Below are 16,123 nucleotides of genomic sequence, written 5' to 3' on the forward strand. Positions count from 1 at the left end.
AGCTCCGGTGTTGAGCGCCGGGGCGCGATCAAAGGGAGTCACCGTGTCAGCCGAGCTACGCATCACCCTCGCCGGAGCCGAGCGTGTGGTGGCGGCCGGCACGACGGCCGGCGAGGCGCTCGAAGCCGACGGCCGCACGGTCATCGCGGCCCGGGTCAACGGCGAGCTGCGCGACCTGGCCCACCCGCTGTCCGAGGGCGACGCGGTCGAGCCGGTCGACATCTCCAGCGAGGACGGCAGGGCCATCGTCCGCCACTCCACCGCCCACGTCATGGCGCAGGCGGTGCAGGAGCTGTTCCCCGAGGCCAAGCTGGGCATCGGGCCGCCCGTGGAAAACGGGTTCTACTACGACTTCGACGTCGCCCAGGCGTTTCACCCCGACGATCTCAAGCGCATCGAGAAGCGCATGCGGGAGATCGTCAAGCAGGGGCAGCTGTTCTCCCGCCGGCCCGTGTCCGACGACGAGGCGCGCGAGGAGCTGGCCGCGGAGCCGTACAAGCTGGAGCTGATCGGGATCAAGGGCGGCGCAGCGGACGAGGAGTCGGTCGAGGTGGGGGCCGGGCAGCTCACCATCTACGACAACCTCGACCCCAAGACCGGCGAGCTGCAGTGGAAGGACCTCTGCCGCGGCCCGCACGTGCCGTCCACCAGGTCGATCCCGGCGTTCAAGCTCATGCGCTCGGGCGGCGCCTACTGGCGCGGCAGCGAGAAGAACCCGCAGCTCCAGCGCATCTACGGCACCGCCTGGGAGTCCCGCGACAAGCAGGACGAATACCTGAAGCTGCTGGAGGAGGCCGAAAAGCGCGACCACCGCAAGCTGGGCGTGGAGCTCGACCTGTTCAGCTTCCCGCCGGAGCTGGGCAGCGGCCTGCCGATCTTCCATCCCAAGGGCGGGATCATCCGCAAGGAGATGGAAGACTACATGCGGCGGCGGCAGGCCGAGGCGGGCTACGAGTTCGTCAACACGCCGCACATCACCAAGTCGTCGCTGTTCGAGACCTCGGGACATCTGCCCTGGTACGCCGACGACATGTTCCCGGCCTTCGAGCTGGAGGGCATCGAATACCGGGTCAAGCCGATGAACTGCCCGATGCACAACCTGATCTTCAGGGCGCGCGGGCGGTCCTACCGTGAGCTGCCGCTGCGGCTGTGCGAGTTCGGCTCGGTCTACCGGTATGAGAAGTCTGGTGTGGTGCACGGGCTGACCCGGGTGCGCGGCATGACGCAGGACGACGCGCACATCTACACCACCCGGGAGCAGATGGCCGATGAGATCAAGTCGCTGCTGAGGTTCGTGCTCAGCGTGCTGCGTGACTTCGGCCTTGAAGACTTCTACCTCGAGCTGTCCACCCGCGACGAGTCCGACAAGTTCATCGGCGACCCGGCCGAGTGGGACGAGGCCACCCAGGCGCTGCACCAGGTGGCCACCGAGTCGGGGCTGGAGCTGGTCGACGACCCGGGCGGCGCGGCGTTCTACGGGCCGAAGATCTCCGTGCAGGCCAAGGACGCGATCGGGCGCACCTGGCAGCTGTCCACCATCCAGCTCGACCTCAACCAGCCCAAGCGCTTCGGCCTCGAATACCAGGCGGCGGACGGCAGCCGGCAGACGCCGGTCATGATCCACCGGGCGCTGTTCGGCTCGGTCGAGCGCTTCCTCGGCGTGCTCACCGAGCACTACGCGGGCGCCTTCCCGCCCTGGCTGGCGCCGGTGCAGGTGACGGGCATCCCGATCGCCGACGCGCACGTGCCGTACCTGCAGGATGTGGCCAAGAAGCTGCGCGAGCGCGGCGTCCGGATCGAGGTCGACGCCTCCGACGACCGGATGCAGAAGAAGATCCGTAACGCGCAGAAGTCGAAGGTCCCGTTCATGCTGCTGGCCGGCGACGAGGACATCGCCAACGGCGCCGTCTCGTTCCGCTACCGGAACGGGGAGCAGAAGAACGGCGTGCCGATCGACGAGGCCATCTCCGAGATCGTCAGCGCTGTGGAGCGCCGCGTCCAGGTCTGACCTCTTGCGAAGAACGGCGGAGACAGTGGCTCCGCCGTTCTTTTCCTGCCTGTTTGGAATTTCCGAAATATGCCGCCTTGGGGAACTATCGGGGAAATAGGCGGAATGTAATGGCGGGGCGGCCGCCGAAGCGCTTGGCCTCCTGGTGGGCGAAGCCCTCGATCAGGTTGCGGGCGTACGACTCGGGGTCCTCTTCGGTGAGCGCCTCGATGTAGGCGCGGTGCTCCGTGAGGGAGCGCACGCCGCGCTCCAGGCCGTCGGTGACGTCCACGGCGTGGGTGGGGGAGTCGGTGCCCGCCACGGCGACCCAGCGGACGCCGTTCCAGGGCTTGGCGTCCGTATCTGGAAATATCCATCTATTTCCGGCGTCCCCGGCCGCGTCCAGCACGGCCCGGCCCACGGCCCGGTGGTCCGGCGTGTTCCAGTACGTTCCGCCCCAGGTGTCGTCCGGGTTGAGGGTGATCACCAGCTCGGGCCGGTGCCTGCGGATGGCGGCGGCGATGTCCTTCCTGAGCGCGGTGCCGTACTCGATGATCCCGTCGGCGTGGTCGAGGAACTCCACGTTCGTCACCCCGACGACGGCCGCGCTGGCCTGCTCCTCCCGCTCCCGCAACGGCCCGGCCTCGGCTGGCGACAGCGTGTCGATGCCTGCCTCGCCCCTGGTGGCGATCACGTACACGACCTCGCGGCCCTCGTCGGTCCAGGTCGCCACGGCCGCCGCGCAGCCGTACTCGAGGTCGTCGGGGTGGGCGACGATGGCCAGCGCGCGCTGCCAGTCGGTGGGCATGGGCTCGAGTTGATCCGTCATGGCCCCACCCTAGGGGCGTCCTCCAGGGCATGGGAGGGTCCTCGGCGTGGGGCCGGTCCCGGTCAGGGGATGGCGGGCACGTCCTCGTCGTCGGGGGCGTCGCGGAAGGGCGGCCGGGGCTCGCCGGGGAGGCGGACGTCGTCGACCGTCACGTTGACCTCTGCGACCCGCATCCCGAGCATGTGGCTGACGTTCCTGGCCACATTCGTCTTCACCTCAGAGGCGACCTCCAGCACCACGTGGCCGTACTCCACCACGATGGTCACGCTCACCGCCACCTGCTGGTCCTGGATCTGCGCGCTGACGCCCTGGTTGGCGCGCCGGGCGCCGATGCCGATGCGGTCGCGTACGGACTCGAAGGCCCGCGCCAGGTCGCCACCCAGGTCGGCGACCCCGGCCACCTCGAGGGCCGCGAGCGCGGCCACCTTCTCGACCACCTCGTCGGCCACCTTGATCCGGCCCTTCACGACGGCGCCGACGGACGGGGCTTCGGGGTGCGCCGGGGCGGGGTCCGAGCCAGTGCCGGTGACCGGGTCAGGAGCGAGGCCATCGGCCGGGTCCAGAGCGAGGTCGGCGGACGGGTCCGGGGCATCGGGGCCGGGCTGGGCGGTCGGTGGGGCGTGGTGCTCGGCTAAAGCGTCGCTCATCGCGGCCTCCTGTAGACGGTGCTTGGGATTGTGCCGGAAGGTCCCCCCGTTTGTCCGTGGTCCTATGCTGCTAGTTATGCACGATCAGGCAGGGGCAGGGGCCCCCGACAACTTCGAGCGTCTGTGGACCCCGCATCGCATGGCCTACATCAAGGGCGAGAACAAACCGACGGGCAACGGTCCCGACGACGGCTGCCCGTTCGACGCGATCCCCAAGATGAGCGACGAGGACGGCCTGATCGTCGCCAGGGGCGAGACGGTCTACGCCGTGCTCAACCTCTACCCGTACAACTCCGGCCACCTGATGGTGGTCCCCTACCGGCACGTGTCCGACTACGACAAGCTGGTGGCGGCCGAGCTGGTCGAGCTGGGGGAGTTCACGCAGAAGTCGCTGCGCGCGCTGCGCAAGGCGAGCGGGGCGCAGGGCTTCAACGTCGGCATGAACCTCGGCCACGTCGCCGGCGCGGGCATCGCCGCGCACCTGCACCAGCACGTGGTGCCGAGGTGGGGCGGCGACACGAACTTCATGCCGGTCGTCGCCCAGACCAAGGTCCTGCCGCAGCTGCTGCGCGACACCCGCCAGCTGCTCGCCGACGCCTGGGACTGATCCCGAGCCGCCACCGCATCGCCGCGCCGCCCGCTACGTCGCCATGCCTGCGGGGGAGGGGCAGCCCGTTGGCGGCGGCGTCACCCGCGGGGTGGTGTCACTTCGTCGCGGGCGTTAAGTCCGTGACGGGGTCGGCGACCTGCTCGCGCTCCCGCGGCAGCGCGCCGATGCCGGTGGCCAGCAGGAGCGGTACGGCGAGCGCCAGCGCCATGGACAGCACGGCCGCGCCCGAGTCGTTGACGAGCATGCCCACCACGCCGCTGACCAGCGTGCCGATCAGCCCGGCACGCAGCGCGGGGGAGTGCTCGAATGCGGCCGGCACCACCCCGGCCGACGCCTGCTCGGGCCGCAGGATGGCGTACACGAGGAACGCGGCGGCGGCGATCACGATCGGCATCAGGTTGGGGCTGAGCAGGGTGGCCAGCATGGCCTGCAGCTTGCGCAGGATGACGTCGAACGCCTCCCCGCTCAGCACCTGCCCCACGAACCTGCCCAGGTGCGTCTGCTGGTCCGCCGGCTTCAGGTAGTTGATCCAGGCGAACGTCATCACGATCACCCCGCCGGCCACGAGGAACGCGCCCAGCTTCATCAGCGAGACCCGCTTGCCCGACAGGATCAGCGCGGTCACCGCGATGCCGGGCACGAACGCGATCACGCCGCCGAAGTCGCTGCCCATCCCGGATCCGCCGAGGATCATCGCGAACGCCCCCAGGACCACGATCGCGGTCAGCCCCACCTTGCCGGGCCACCGGTGCGCGATGGCCGTGGTGGCCAGGAGGGTGCCGGTGGCCAGGAGCGCGAACGGGATGTTCCCCAGCCCGTAGTAGCGGGCGCCGACGTCGGCGCTGTAGCCCATCACGCTGTTGAGCTGCAACGTCGTGCCGGTCAGCAGGTCGCCTGCCAGTGTCAGCGCGGTGACCCCGGCCACCACCGCGAGCGGGCCGAGCGGTCTGCGCCGCCACGGCCCCGCGAACGCCACCGCCGTGATGGCCGCCGCCCACCCGAGCACCCCGGCGACCAGCTGCGGCAGGCTCGACCAGGGCAGCAGGTTGACCAGGTAGCTGGAGACGGGCAGGGCGGCCAGGGCGACGGCCGCGAAACGTATCGGTGCCAGGCCCTTGCGGCGGCGCAGCAGCAGGAACGCGATCAGGTAGAACAGCACCTGCAGCACTGCGACGACCGTGAAGTAGATGCCCTTGATCGAACGGATGGCCTGCGCGGTGGCGTCGGCCCGCTGGAGCCGTTCGAACGTCGCGCCCGGACCGCCGACCTGCAGCGGCACGCCGATCACGGTGCTCGGGACCGGCACGCCGAGCTTGGTCAGCACGGTGGAGGTCAGGTCGGGCAGGATCGAGATGTCCTCGCGGCGGGTGGAGGCCGCGCCGAGCAGATGCCCCTGCGCGCCGGGCTCACGCAGCGCGGCCACCCGCAGATGGGGTACGGAGCCGTGGTCGGACAGGCCCGCGAGCAGCACCGTCGTGTCGGCGGGCAGGACCGACAGCAGCGCGCCCGCCTTGGCGTCGGCCATCCGCAGCGCCTCGCGGCGCTCGGCGGGGCCCAGCGCGTCGGGCACCTTGGGCAGCTTGCCGCTGGTCAGGTAGGGGAGCACCAGATCGTCCACGTCCATGGCGATCATCCGGCACTGCTGGAGGTCCGCGGTGCCCACCTGCAGCGGGGACGGGTGGTAGCGCTGGACCGCGCCCTGCCGGTCGGCCAGCGCCAGCGCGGCGCCGGGGCCGATCGCGATCGAGCACTGCCCGGCCGCCTTCAGCGACTCGCCCAGGGTGCCGGCGTTGCGCTGCCGGGCGACGTCGATGAGGTAGCGGTAGTCGGGAATGACCGCGCCCGCGCCCTGCTGCTCGGGCCTGGGGGGCGCGCCGCACCAGTAGCCGGCCGCCGACCTGGTGCCCGCCGACACGGTCAGCCACCCGTCGTAGGGGCAGGTCACGCTGCCGACGGTGCGGATGGACAGCGAGCCGATCGCGCTCGACCTGGCCAGCTCCCACAGGTTGGGGGTGTCGGCCTGGGTGATGTCGTTCCAGTGCAGGCCGGACACGCCGATGAGCGCCACCCGGCTCGCGGCATCCTGCCTGGCTTGGGCCGGCCCGGTGAACAGCCCTTGACCGACCAGTACTTGACCGATCAGCACGGCCAGTACGACTAGCGCGCGCCTCACCCCGATGACCTCCCGCGATCGATTGTTCCGTGGCACGGCGGAGCAAGGTCATGTTCCGGCGCCACCAGACCCCGACTACCCTCTCATGCGGCGCATGTATCACGTGCACCGTTTCACTCGTGCGACGGGGCCTGCTCGCTTCGGCAGCGAGGCAACGGGGCGGCGGGGCGGTGTACGGGCCGGTCTCGGCGGCTCTGCGGGGCTTGGCACCCCCCGCCGCCGTCACCGCGTCAGACGCCCTCCACCTTCACCTTGACCGCCTTGCTCTCGTGCTGCAGCCGGTCCAGCGCCGTGACCAGGTAGGTACCCTCCGACGTGGCCGTGAACGACGGGCTGGTGACGACGGCCACCAGGTCGCGGGCGTCCGTGCCGTGGCAGTCCTTGCCCGACTTCGGCACCTGGTACACCGCGTACGCCCGGGCCCCCTGGGAAGGCGTCCACGACAGCTGAGGGCCGACGGCCTTCGCCCCGGCGGGGCCGGTGGCCTGCACGCCGGCGGGCGGGGCCGGGGCCGCGCCGCCGCGGTCCTTCATCAGGGGCAGCAGGGCGGGACGGGCGTAGTAGGCCTTGGCGACGCGGTCCACCGCGCCGAGGGGGTTCGCGAGCAGGTTCTTGGCACTGAAGTAGACCTCACCCTTGATCTGCTTGTGATCCCGGTTCACGCCCACTTCGGCAGCCAGTTCGCCCGGCTTCGTCCAGGCGCGGTCGTCCTTGGCCCCCACCCGGTAGAGCCCCTGGCCGATGTACAGCTGCACGTCCGTGCCCTTGACCTCGTCGGCCCACCAGGCCGCCAGGGTGTTGTAGTCGGCCAGCTTGTGGCCGCGCGGCCAGTAGAGCTGGGGCAGGACGTAGTCGACGGTGCCCGACTTGATCCAGGCGCGCGCGTCCGCATAAATCGAGTCGTACGCGGACATGCCCGAAGTGTCGGAGCCGCTTGAGTCGTTCGACTTGTTGCGCCAGATGCCGAAGGGGCTGATCCCGAACTTGACGTAGTCCTTGGTGGCGTGGACGGCCTTGTCCACCTGGGCGACGAGCGTGTCGACGTTGTCGCGCCGCCAGGCGGCGAGCTTCTTGCCGTCGCCGTGCTTCGCGAACGCCGCCGAGTCGTCGAACGTCTGCCCCGCCTCCGGGTACGGGTAGAAGTAGTCGTCGAAATGCACCCCGTCCACGTCGTACCGGGACACCACGTCGGTGACGACCTTGGCCACGTGGTCGCGCACGGCGGGCAGGCCCGGGTTGTAGTAGAGGCGGCCGCCGTACTTGACCGTCCAGTCCGGGTGCTTGCGCGCCGGGTGGCCGGCGGGCAGCTTGGCGGTGTCGGCGCCGTAGGAGGCGCGGTACGGGTTGAACCAGGCGTGGAACTCCATGCCCCGCTTGTGCGCCTCGTCGATGAGGAACGGCATCGGATCCCAGCCGGGGTCCTTGCCCGCCTTGCCCGTCAGGTACTGCGTCCACGGCTCCAGCGACGACTTGTAGAGCGCGTCGGAGGCGGGCCGCACCTGGACGAAGACCGCGTTGAAGTTGCGCTTGGCGGCGGCGTCCAGGATCTTCACGTACTCGGCCCGCTGCCGGTCGGGCGAGAGCCCGGCCTTGGAGGGCCAGTCGAGGTTCGTGGTCGTGGCGATCCACAGCCCACGCAGCTGGCGCTTGGGATAGCGGGCGTCGGCCTTGCAGGCCGCGACGGGGCCGGCGGCGATGGCCGTCTTCTTCTCGCTCGCTGCGGGGCTCTCGCCGGCCCCGGGGGCGAAGACGTAGGCGGCGGCGGTCGTGACGACCGCGAGAGCGGCAGCGGCTAGGAGTGGGCGTCCAGTTCGCATAATGCCATTCAGTGTGGCAGCTGCTCCGGGATGCTCGGGACGAAAAATTGAAATCGACTCGTGATGTCATTGTGACAAAAGAGCATGACCGCGCCGGGAGGGACAAGGTCCCTCCCGGCGCGCCCGCGTTACTGGGTGCCCGAAGCCACCTTGTTCGCCAGGTTCGGCGGCAGCGGCTCGTAGCGCAGGAATGTCCGCTGGAACGTCCCGGTGCCGTGTGACATGGATCGCAGATCGATGGCGTACCGCGTTATCTCCAGCTCGGGCACCTCGGCCTTGACCAGCGTGCGTCCCGTGCCGACGGGCTCGGTGCCGATCACCCGCCCGCGCCGCGACGACAGGTCGGACATCACCGACCCCACGTAGTCGTCGGCCACCAGCACCGACAGCTCGTCCACCGGCTCCAGCAGCAGCGTCGGCACCTTCGACGCCGCCTCCTTGAGCGCGAGCTGCCCGGCGATCTGGAAGGCCATGTCGGAGGAGTCGACGGAGTGGGCCTTGCCGTCGTACAGGGTGACGCGCACGTCCACCATCGGGTAGCCGGCCACGACACCCCGCTCCATCTGGGCCCGCACGCCCTTCTCCACCGACGGGATGAACTGCCGCGGCACCACGCCGCCGACGATCTTGTCCACGAACTCGAACCCGGCGCCCGACGGCAGCGGCTCGACCTCGAGGTGGCAGATCGCGTACTGGCCGTGGCCGCCGGTCTGCTTGACGTTGCGGCCCATCGCCTGGCACTTGCCGCCGAACGTCTCGCGCAGCGGCACCCGCAGCTCCACCCGCTCCACCTCGACGCCGTAGCGCTTGGCCAGGCGGTCGAGCAGCACGTCGGTGTGGGCCTCGCCCATGCACCACAGCACGAGCTGCTTGGTCTCGGCGTTGTTCTCCAGGCGCAGCGTCGGGTCCTCGGCCACCAGCCTGCCGAGGGCCTGCGACAACTTGTCCTCGTCGGCCTTCGACTTGGCCCTGATCGCCGCCGGCAGCAGCGGGTCGGGCATGGCCCAGGAGGTCATCAGCAACGGATGGTCGGCGTCGGACAGCGTGTCGCCCGTCTCGGCCCGCGACAGCTTGGCCACCGCCACGATGTCGCCCGCGACGCCCTTGGCCGCCGGGCGCTGCTGCTTGCCCAGCGGGCAGGTCAGCGTGCCGATGCGCTCGTCCACGTCGTGGTCCTCGTGCCCGCGGTCGGCCAGCCCGTGGCCGGACACGTGCACGGTCATGTCGGGGCGCAGCGTGCCGGAGAAGACGCGTACGAGGCTGATGCGGCCCACGTACGGGTCGCTGGTGGTCTTGACGACCTCGGCCACGAGCGGGCCGTCCGGGTCGCACGTGATGTACTTGACCGGCTTGCCCGACAGGTCGGTGATCTCCGGCATGGGATGCTCGAGAGGCGACGGGAAGCCCTGGGTCACGATCTCCAGCAGCTCCTCCGCGCCGACGCCGAGCCCGCTGCACAGCACCGGGTAGAAGCTGCCGCGCGCGACGGCCTTCTCCAGGTCCGCCACGAGGATCTTGGTGTCGAGGTGCTCGCCGCCGAGGTATCGCTCCATGAGCGATTCGTCCTCGCTCTCCTGGATGATCCCCTCGATCAGCTCGCCGCGGCGCTCCTCGATCTGCGCCGCGTACTCCGCGCCGGGCTCCTTCTCCGTACGCGTGCCCGTGGCGTAGTTGTAGAACTTCTCGGACAGCAGCCCGATCAGCCCGTTGACGTTGCCGTTGGTGATCACCGGGAGGTAGAGCGGCGCGACCCCGTCGCCGAAGACGTCCTGGCAGGTGGCGAGCACCTCGTCGAAGTCGGCCCGCTGATGGTCGATCTTGGTGATCACCACCGCCCGCGGCATGCCGACCTGGGCGCACTCCTCCCACAACATCTGCGTGAGCCCGTCGATCCCGTCGGAGGCCGACACCACGAACAGCGCGGCGTCCGCCGCGCGCAGCCCGGCGCGCAGGTCGCCCACGAAGTCGGCGTAACCGGGAGTGTCGATCAGGTTGACCTTGATGCCGTTGTACACCAGCGGGGCCACGGCGAGGTTGACCGACCGCTGCTGCCGCACCTCAACCTCGTCGAAGTCGCTGACGGTGTTGCCGTCCTCCACGCGTCCCGGGCGCTGGATGGTGCCCGTCGCGGTCAGCAGCTGCTCGACGAGGGTCGTCTTACCCGCTCCTGAGTGGCCGACCAGCACGACATTGCGTATCGCATCCGCCCTGTCGGCCGCGGGTGCCCTGCCCGCGGCTCCCGCGGCGCCGCCTGGGTTCCGTTCTGCCACGTTGGCCTCCTGTTCATCGGCCTCACCAGGTGAGGCTCTGGCTCCGTCGCCGGGACCCTCCGCCTTCCCTCATCGCTGGTCGCTACGCTCCTCCGCTCACTCAGGCAGGCGACAGTCCGTGACCGCACCCGCGCGGAAGGTGTCAGAAACCGCATGGACGCGGTGTGTTCACCAAATACCCGTGTGGCGGATATCACAAGGGGGGCGGGGCAAAGAAAGTTGTCAGGCGTTCAATGGCCTACGATCGGACGGCGATGCTCAAACTCCTGCGCCCGGCCATGACCCGGATACTCACCCCGCTGGGCAGAGCCCTCGCCGGCCGCGGGATCGGCCCGAACGCCGTCACGGCGATCGGCACCCTCGGCACGGTGGTGTCGGCCCTGCTCTTCTTCCCCCTGGGACAGCTGACCTGGGGCGCCCTCGTGATCACCGTCTTCGTGCTGTTCGACCTGCTCGACGGCGTGGTGGCCCGGCTCGGCGGGAAGGGCGGCTCCACCTGGGGGGCGTTCCTCGACTCGACGCTCGACCGGGTGGCCGACGCGGCCATCTTCGCCGGGCTGATCCTCTACTTCATCTCCAGGCATGACACGCTGATGGCCGCGGTGACGCTGGTGTGCCTGATCGCGGGCACCCTGGTGTCGTACGCCAAGGCCAGGGCGGAGGGGCTCGGGCTGACGGCCGACGTGGGGCTGGCCGAGCGGCCGGAGCGGCTGGTCGTGGCGCTGGTCGCGGCCTGTCTCTCGGGGCTCGGCGTGCCGTACGTCCTGCCTGTGGGGATGTGGCTGCTCGCGGCGGCCAGCCTGATCACCGTGGTGCAGCGGGTGGTGGCGGTCTACCAGCAGACGAGGAGAGATGAGCGATAACGCGTCTTTCGCCGATCGCGTCGTGGCCGCGGGCTTCGCGGCCGGCTGGAAGCTCGTGCCGCTGCTGCCCGAACGCCCGACGGCCGCGGTCTTCCGCTTCCTGGCCGACCGGATCTGGAGCAGGCGGGGCAAGTCCGTACGGCGGCTGGAGTCCAACCTGGCCAGGGTGACCGGGCTCGAGGCGGGCAGCCGCGAGCTGCGCGAGCTCAGCAGGGCGGGCATGCGCTCGTACTTCCGCTACTTCCACGAGATCTTCCGGCTGCCGTCGATGAGCGTCGAGGAGATCGTGCGCCGCAGCCACGTCATCGGCGCCGAGCACGTCCACTCCAACGTGGCGGCAGGCAGGGGCGTGGTGCTGGCGCTGCCGCACATGGGCAACTGGGACCAGGCCGGCGCGTGGCTGGTGGGCGTGGGCCATCCGTTCGCGACCGTGGCCGAGCGGCTGAAGCCGGAGTCGCTGTTCCGCCGGTACGTGGCCTTCCGCGAGGGGCTCGGCATGGAGGTGCTGCCGCTCACCGGCGGCGACGGGCACAACTTCGCCAAGCTCGCCATCCGGGTGCGCAAGGGCGGCGTGGTGTGCCTGCCCGCCGAGCGCGACCTGACCAAGGGCGGCATCGAGGTGCGCTTCTTCGGCGGGGCCACGAAGGTGCCCGCCGGGCCGCCGCTGCTGGCGGTGCAGACAGGGGCCGCGCTGCTCCCGGCCATCGTCTACAACGTGGGCGACGACTGGGGCATCCACATCCACGAGGAGATCCCGGTCCCGGCCGAGGGCACCAGGCAGGAGAAGGTCGCGGCGGTGGCCCAGGCACTGGCCGACGTCTTCGAGAAGGGCATCTCCGAGCATCCGGAGGACTGGCACATGTTGCAGCGGCTCTGGCTGGAGGACCTCTCGCGATGAGAGTCGGCATCGTGTGCCCCTATTCGTGGGACATGCCGGGCGGGGTCAAACAGCACATCGACGACCTGGCCCAGGCCCTGATGGCGCAGGGACACGACGTGTCGGTGATCGCGCCGGCGGCCGACGACGACGAGCTGCCCGCCTACGTGACGGGCGCGGGCCGGGCGGTGCCGGTGCCGTACAACGGGTCCGTGGCCAGGATGTCGTTCGGCTTCCTGTCGGCCGCGCGGGTGCGGCGGTGGGTGCGCACGGGAGAGTTCGACGTGCTGCACATCCATGAGCCGCTGATCCCGAGCCTGGGGGTGCTGGCGTGCTGGGCGGCCAGGGGGCCGATCGTGGCCACGTTCCACGCGTCGTTCACGCGCTCGCGGGCCATCGCGGTGGCCGAGCCGCTGCTGCGCAGCGCGCTGGAGAAGCTGATGGGCCGCATCGCGGTCTCCGACGCGGCCCGCAAGAGCCTGGTCGAGCAGTTCGGCGGCGACGCCGTGCTGATCCCGAACGGCGTCACCGTCTCCCGCTACACCGAGGCCGAGCCGCTCGACGGCTGGGGGCCCGACGGCGCCACGATCGGCTTCCTGGGCCGGATGGACGAGGAGCGCAAGGGGCTGCCCATCCTGCTCGACGCGTTCAAGACGCTGGCGGCCGAGCGGCCCCGGCTGAAGCTGCTGATCGCCGGGCCGGGCGACGCCAAGGACGTGTACGAGCGGGTGCCCAAGCCGTTCCATGACCGGGTGACCGTGCTGGGCATGGTGAGCGAGGCCGACAAGATCCGGGCGTACCACTCGGTCGACGTCTTCTGCGCGCCCAACACGCGAGGCGAGAGCTTCGGCATCGTGCTGGCCGAGGCCATGGCGTCCGGGGCGACGGTGCTGGCCAGCGACATCCCGGCCTTCCGCAAGGTGCTCGGCGACGGGCAGGCGGGCGCGCTGTTCGCCAACGGAGCGGCGGCCTCGCTGGCGCGGGAGGCCGCCGCGCTGCTCGACGCGCCGGAGCGCCGGGCCAAGCTGGCCGCCGAGGCGCTGGTGGCGGTGCGGAAGTACGACTGGTCCACGGTGGCGCGGGACGTCGTACGCGTCTACGAGACGGTCACCACGAGCGGCGCCGGGCGTGTGGAGGAAGACCTGTGACGCTGGGATGCGCTGCCGGGCACGCGGAGGGTGACCGTTGACCTCGACCATGATCGTGCTGATCGTGGGCATCGTCGTGGTGCTCACGGCCGTCTACATCTCCTGGCGCGCGGGCCGGCTCGACCGCCTGCACATCCGGCTCGAGCTGGCCCAGGAGTCGCTGGACGCCGCGCTGATGCGGCGCAGGGCGGTGGTGCTGGAGCTGGCCGGATCGCGCCTGCTCGACCCCGCCACCTCGCTGGTGCTGGCCGCCGCCGCGCACGAGGCCAGGACGGCGGGGCCCGAGGAGCGCGAGCACGCCGAGAGCGACCTGTCGCGGGCCCTGCGCGCGGCCGTGGACCAGGAGCGGTTCAGGGAGAAGCTGTCGGAGTCGCCCGGCGGCGGCGACCTGCTGGAGGAGCTCGACACCGCCGTGGCCAAGGTGGTCTACTCGCGCCGCTTCTACAACAACGCGGTGGCGGTCACCCGCACGGCACAGCGGCGCTGGCTCGCCAGGACCCTGCGCCTGGCGGGGCATACGGAATATCCGCAATTCTTCGAGATTGATGACAATCCGCCGGCGACTATGGCAACTGAATGACCTGATTTGAGGAAGCCAGTAAGCTTCATCCCGTTTTCTGGGCTGAAGCAAGGAGTGTTGCACGTGCGGCTACCCCGGATGATCACGGTCACGTTGGCCGGCGCGGCCGTGCTGCTGCCCGTAGCGGCCTGCTCCTCGGACGAGCCCGCGCCGGGCAAGGCGCCCCAGGCCGCGACGGTGGCGCCCAGCGAGGAGCCCACGGAGCCGGTCAAGGGGCATCCGTTCACCGGCCAGCCGTACGACGAGCTGAAGCCGGTGCTCGCGGTGAAGATCGAGAACACCGCGGCAGGCAAGCCGCAGCTCGGGCTGAAGAGCGCGGACATCGTCTACATCGAGCAGGTCGAGGCGGGTCTGACGAGGCTCATGGCGATCTTCTCCGCCAAGCTGCCCGCCAAGGTGGGTCCCGTCCGCAGCGCCCGCATCTCCGACCTGCACATCACGCCGCAGTTCGGCAAGCCGGCCTTCGCCTACTCGGGCGTGCAGACCAAGATGCTGCCGTTCGTGGCCGAGGCGTCGCTGTTCGACGTGGGTGACACGCGCAACCCGGGGGCGTTCTTCCGCCAGCCCGGCCGCGTCGCCCCCTACAACCTGTTCGCCAACACCAAGCAGCTCCTGGCCAAGGCGCCCAAGGCGAGCAAGGCCAAGGACATCGGCTTCACCTTCGGCGACGCCCCGGCCGAGGGCGGCGTGGAGAGGAAGGCGTACACGGTCAAGTGGCCCGGGGCGCGCTTCACCTTCGCCTGGTCGGAGGCGAAGAAGCAGTGGCTGATCTGGCAGGACGGCAAGAAGGACATGGCGGCGGAGGGCGGCCAGCTCGGCGCGCCCACGATCGTCGTCCAGTACACCAAGACCGAGCGCTCGCAGTTCCACGACAAGAACGACAGCTACACGCCGCTCGTGCACAGCACGGGCAAGGGCAAGGCGATCGTGCTGCGCGACGGCAAGGCGTACAAGGCGAACTGGGAGCGGGAATCAGAAGAGGACGGCACGACGTTCACCACCGAGAGCGGCGAGCCGATGAACTTCGCGCCCGGCCAGGTCTGGGTGGCGCTCGCCAGCCGCAAGCCCGTCATCCCCTAGGTCGCTCTTGTCCGGACAACACGTCCAAGTAAGGCGATAAATCCTGACATCTTGGCATGTCGGGGGTGGGGTCCTTCAGGACCTACCATGGGGTTGATAACTTACCGACCAGCCGTGAGAGCCGTGAGGATGACCGTGTCCACCAGCACGCCTGAAAGCACCCCCGTCACCGGAACCGCCCGTGTCAAGCGTGGCATGGCCGAGATGCTCAAGGGCGGCGTCATCATGGACGTCGTCACCCCCGAGCAGGCCAAGATCGCTGAGGACGCCGGCGCGGTCGCCGTGATGGCCCTCGAGCGCGTGCCCGCCGACATCCGTGCGCAGGGCGGCGTGTCCCGGATGAGCGACCCCGACATGATCGACGGCATCATCAACGCCGTGTCGATCCCCGTGATGGCCAAGGCCCGCATCGGCCACTTCGTCGAGGCCAAGGTCCTGCAGGCGCTCGGTGTGGATTACGTGGACGAGTCGGAGGTGCTGACCCCCGCCGACTACGCCAACCACATCGACAAGTGGCAGTTCACCGTGCCGTTCGTGTGCGGGGCCACCAACCTGGGCGAGGCCATGCGCCGCATCACCGAGGGCGCGGCGATGATCCGCTCCAAGGGCGAGGCCGGCACCGGCGACGTCTCCAACGCCGTCACCCACATGCGGACGATCCGCGCCGAGATCAAGCGCCTCACCTCGCTGCCCGAGGACGAGCTGTACGTCGCCGCCAAGGAGCTGCAGGCCCCGTACGAGCTGGTTGTGGAGGTCGCCAAGACCGGCAAGCTGCCGGTCGTGCTGTTCACCGCGGGCGGCATCGCCACCCCGGCCGACGCGGCGATGATGATGCAGCTCGGGGCCGAGGGCGTGTTCGTGGGCTCGGGCATCTTCAAGTCGGGCGACCCGGCCAAGCGCGCCGCGGCCATCGTCAAGGCCACCACCTTCTACGACGACCCCGACGTCATCGCCAAGGTCTCGCGCGGCCTGGGCGAGGCCATGGTCGGCATCAACGTCGACGAGATCCCGCAGCCGCACCGGCTGGCCGAGCGCGGCTGGTAAATCGGCGCGTCGTTGCAGGTCACCCGGCCTTACCACGTGACATGATCACATGCGGCGGGACGCATTCCGCGGCTCGCCGCAGGCAGTGAGGCCTGCCTTACGGCAGGCAGGGTGCAGCACCACAGAGCGACGGTGAAAATTGCCGGAAAAGGCGACATCCACGAAGGATGTCGCCTTTTTCGTGTTGTGTGATGTTCA

The 16,123-nt window shown here is 70.0% G+C and carries 13 protein-coding genes; 8 read left to right on the top strand and 5 right to left on the bottom strand.

Features of this window, described 5'->3' with window-relative positions; translation table 11 throughout:
• Positions 1–10: 10 nt before the first annotated feature.
• Entirely contained in the window at positions 11–2,008 is a 1,998-nt protein-coding gene (gene thrS, locus ABN273_RS23290) for a threonine--tRNA ligase (protein ID WP_349451195.1), read from the top strand.
• Positions 2,009–2,093: 85 nt separating this feature from the next.
• Here the strand turns inward: thrS and ABN273_RS23295 are convergent, their stop codons facing one another.
• Positions 2,094–2,816 (bottom strand): PIG-L deacetylase family protein, encoded by a 723-nt coding sequence (locus ABN273_RS23295; RefSeq protein WP_349451069.1) that lies wholly within the window; start codon positions 2,814–2,816, stop codon positions 2,094–2,096.
• 62 nt (positions 2,817–2,878) lie between these two features.
• On the bottom strand, positions 2,879–3,463 hold the full coding sequence (locus ABN273_RS23300) for an Asp23/Gls24 family envelope stress response protein (protein WP_349451070.1): 585 nt from the start codon (positions 3,461–3,463) through the stop codon (positions 2,879–2,881).
• Between the two features lie 76 nt (positions 3,464–3,539).
• On the opposite strand from ABN273_RS23300, the gene ABN273_RS23305 reads away from it, so the two are divergent.
• The gene (locus ABN273_RS23305; protein WP_349451071.1) at positions 3,540–4,070 is read left to right on the top strand and encodes an HIT family protein; all 531 of its coding nucleotides are present in this window, start codon (positions 3,540–3,542) and stop codon (positions 4,068–4,070) included.
• Positions 4,071–4,167: 97 nt separating this feature from the next.
• Here the strand turns inward: ABN273_RS23305 and ABN273_RS23310 are convergent, their stop codons facing one another.
• From ABN273_RS23310 to ABN273_RS23320, 3 genes are all read right to left on the bottom strand, one after another.
• Positions 4,168–6,246 (bottom strand): hypothetical protein, encoded by a 2,079-nt coding sequence (locus ABN273_RS23310; protein ID WP_349451072.1) that lies wholly within the window; start codon positions 6,244–6,246, stop codon positions 4,168–4,170.
• Positions 6,247–6,476: 230 nt separating this feature from the next.
• On the bottom strand, positions 6,477–8,063 hold the full coding sequence (locus ABN273_RS23315) for a glycoside hydrolase family 10-like protein (RefSeq protein WP_349451073.1): 1,587 nt from the start codon (positions 8,061–8,063) through the stop codon (positions 6,477–6,479).
• A 128-nt stretch (positions 8,064–8,191) separates the two neighbouring features.
• Positions 8,192–10,333, bottom strand: coding sequence for an elongation factor G-like protein EF-G2 (locus ABN273_RS23320; protein WP_349451074.1), 2,142 nt, complete (start codon positions 10,331–10,333; stop codon positions 8,192–8,194).
• 233 nt (positions 10,334–10,566) lie between these two features.
• Here ABN273_RS23320 and pgsA point away from each other — a divergent pair, with 233 nt between their 5' ends.
• From pgsA to pdxS, 6 genes are all read left to right on the top strand, one after another.
• Positions 10,567–11,196 carry a phosphatidylinositol phosphate synthase gene (pgsA, locus tag ABN273_RS23325; RefSeq protein WP_349451075.1) on the top strand — a complete coding sequence of 210 codons (630 nt, stop codon included), beginning with the start codon at positions 10,567–10,569 and terminating at the stop codon, positions 11,194–11,196.
• Positions 11,186–12,094 (top strand): phosphatidylinositol mannoside acyltransferase, encoded by a 909-nt coding sequence (locus tag ABN273_RS23330; protein ID WP_349451076.1) that lies wholly within the window; start codon positions 11,186–11,188, stop codon positions 12,092–12,094. The genes pgsA and ABN273_RS23330 overlap by 11 nt, the downstream gene beginning before the upstream one ends.
• Positions 12,091–13,221 (top strand): glycosyltransferase family 4 protein, encoded by a 1,131-nt coding sequence (locus tag ABN273_RS23335; protein ID WP_349451077.1) that lies wholly within the window; start codon positions 12,091–12,093, stop codon positions 13,219–13,221. Before ABN273_RS23330 ends, ABN273_RS23335 begins: the two co-directional genes overlap by 4 nt.
• 37 nt (positions 13,222–13,258) lie before the next feature.
• Positions 13,259–13,801 (top strand): hypothetical protein, encoded by a 543-nt coding sequence (locus tag ABN273_RS23340; RefSeq protein ID WP_349451078.1) that lies wholly within the window; start codon positions 13,259–13,261, stop codon positions 13,799–13,801.
• A gap of 63 nt (positions 13,802–13,864) precedes the next feature.
• Positions 13,865–14,881, top strand: coding sequence for a DUF3048 domain-containing protein (locus ABN273_RS23345; protein ID WP_349451079.1), 1,017 nt, complete (start codon positions 13,865–13,867; stop codon positions 14,879–14,881).
• A gap of 129 nt (positions 14,882–15,010) precedes the next feature.
• On the top strand, positions 15,011–15,925 hold the full coding sequence (pdxS, locus tag ABN273_RS23350; RefSeq protein WP_349451196.1) for a pyridoxal 5'-phosphate synthase lyase subunit PdxS: 915 nt from the start codon (positions 15,011–15,013) through the stop codon (positions 15,923–15,925).
• Positions 15,926–16,123: the final 198 nt, after the last annotated feature.

The organism is Nonomuraea sp. B19D2 (assembly GCF_040137845.1).
Classification (GTDB): domain Bacteria; phylum Actinomycetota; class Actinomycetes; order Streptosporangiales; family Streptosporangiaceae; genus Nonomuraea.

Excerpts from the sequence above, each read along its gene's own strand:
- ABN273_RS23295 (WP_349451069.1), bottom strand. The coding sequence starts at position 2,816 with ATGACGGATCAACTCGAGCCCATGCCCACCGACTGGCAGCGCGCGCTG.
- ABN273_RS23300 (WP_349451070.1), bottom strand. The coding sequence starts at position 3,463 with ATGAGCGACGCTTTAGCCGAGCACCACGCCCCACCGACCGCCCAGCCC.
- ABN273_RS23305 (WP_349451071.1), top strand. The coding sequence starts at position 3,540 with ATGCACGATCAGGCAGGGGCAGGGGCCCCCGACAACTTCGAGCGTCTG.
- ABN273_RS23315 (WP_349451073.1), bottom strand. The coding sequence starts at position 8,063 with ATGCGAACTGGACGCCCACTCCTAGCCGCTGCCGCTCTCGCGGTCGTC.
- pgsA (WP_349451075.1), top strand. The coding sequence starts at position 10,567 with ATGGCCTACGATCGGACGGCGATGCTCAAACTCCTGCGCCCGGCCATG.
- ABN273_RS23330 (WP_349451076.1), top strand. The coding sequence starts at position 11,186 with ATGAGCGATAACGCGTCTTTCGCCGATCGCGTCGTGGCCGCGGGCTTC.
- ABN273_RS23335 (WP_349451077.1), top strand. The coding sequence starts at position 12,091 with ATGAGAGTCGGCATCGTGTGCCCCTATTCGTGGGACATGCCGGGCGGG.
- pdxS (WP_349451196.1), top strand. The coding sequence starts at position 15,011 with ATGACCGTGTCCACCAGCACGCCTGAAAGCACCCCCGTCACCGGAACC.